Origin of the sequence: Candidatus Methanoperedens nitratireducens (genome assembly GCF_900196725.1) — an archaeon.
Taxonomy (GTDB): Archaea; Halobacteriota; Methanosarcinia; order Methanosarcinales; family Methanoperedenaceae; genus Methanoperedens; species Methanoperedens nitroreducens_A.
Window position 1 is genome coordinate 1 of the sequence record NZ_FZMP01000143.1, and the last position, 1657, is coordinate 1657.

2 protein-coding genes are annotated in these 1657 nt (G+C 49.5%); one reads left to right on the forward strand and one right to left on the reverse strand.

The window, feature by feature from the left end:
• Positions 1-1298: Ig-like domain-containing protein (locus MNV_RS09870; RefSeq protein ID WP_218837980.1), on the reverse strand; the 1298-nt coding region annotated here is incomplete at its 3' end.
• Between the two features lies 1 nt (position 1299).
• On the opposite strand from MNV_RS09870, the gene MNV_RS19625 reads away from it, so the two are divergent.
• A partial coding sequence (locus tag MNV_RS19625) for a hypothetical protein (protein ID WP_218837981.1) occupies positions 1300-1657 on the forward strand: 358 nt, incomplete at its 3' end.

Here is a 1657-nt window from a genome sequence, read left to right on the forward strand (position 1 = left end):
GATCCGTATAAGTTGATCTGCGCCAGGTGTCCGGTTCCGGGATATTTTCCTGTTGCGATATTTATCGTATCCGCTTTGAACGTCAACTGGCTGGTGCCCACACCGATCGTCTTGCTGATATTCGTATCAAGATAGGCCTGGTACGTTGTAACGCCATCATTGTATAGAATATATGTTGAATCGATTTCCAAGGTGATCGGGAAGGAACCTGTATTCACGAATTTCACACTGAATGACGTGATCTGATTTTCACTGACCACACGCGGCTGCAGACTTCCGGCAACATAGTTCGCATTTGCATTCACAGAATCCGTATTGATCACGAAGAAGGCCGTAGCCGGGCTTCCGGGAATGGTTGAAGTACTAAGGCCCTGCGCCGTTATGAGATTAGTGCCTACCAGATTACCTGTCTTATACGTAACACGCGCCTTACCAAGCGAATCCGTTGTTACTGGATTGGCGCTGGTAATAACACCGCCGCCGCTGCCGCTGATCACTGCGAATATCACCGTCGTATCCTTCACCGGGTTACCGAAAGAGTCGATAACCGTTGCGGTTAGAAGCCGCGAATTTCCAATCGTCACGCTGTTGACTGTAAGCAACGAATCCGCAAAACGTTTCGCTTTGTTATGAACGACTCTCAGATCCTGGCTCGTAACTTCCGTCTGGCCGCCGTTCACACCGGAAACATTGGCCTTCAACTGCATGAAGGCTCTTGCGATGGTATCTTTGGTTGTGAAATTGACCACGCCCGATGTCAACGGCAGCGTTGAACCCGTTACAAATTGTACACTGGACGAAGCGATGGAAGATAGCTGAATGTTGTTCGCGGCATTGGTTGTGATATTCCCAAACTCATCATAGGCCGTGACCTGAACATTCTCTGTGATCCCCGCCGTCCAAACCGTATCAACGATCATCGACAACGATTTAACCGTTCGCGGCAAACTCTTTATGAAGAATGTCACACTGTCATCATTGGTCGTGAACAACTTCGCTATGATTGTATTGGTCACCGGCACCGTCGACGTAAAGAGGCGGATACGGCCTATACCGTCCGCGTCGGTTTGCACAATACTGTCTTTTGTTGTCCGCGTGGTATCATTGAACCCGCCCGTGCCTGTCAATACATAGAAACGCAGAGAATCATTGGGAATATCATTGCCGAAACGATCTTGCACTAATACTGAGAGGTCAATCGTGTTTCTGACTTCGATGGAATCATTGAACGTCGCTAGTCCCGCCAGCGTTAGGATCGTGTCCTCTTCTGCATGCCTGATCGTAAGTAACCTTGTCACCGTGTTCGAACTGATCAGCGTGTTCTCATTGGTCGAATCCAATCCCTGCGCCCTTACGCTGAAGTTTTTGCTCCCAAGTCCGTTATCCCCGGCTCTATACGTCCACCTGATATACGTTGCCTCGCCTGAATCCAGTCTGCTCTTCTCCACTACGGGGCCTGATAATAAACTGATCGCTCCCGAGCCTGAACTGTCCGGCGTGAATGGATTCGAGATCAAATTCGTTACCACATTCCCGCTGTCACTCTTGACCTTCATCCTCAGCTCAAACGTATCTCCCGCCGCTACCACGCTTGTCGTCACCAAACTGTCATGCATATACACTCTGAAACTATCCGCTATCGCGATCAATGAAGCCG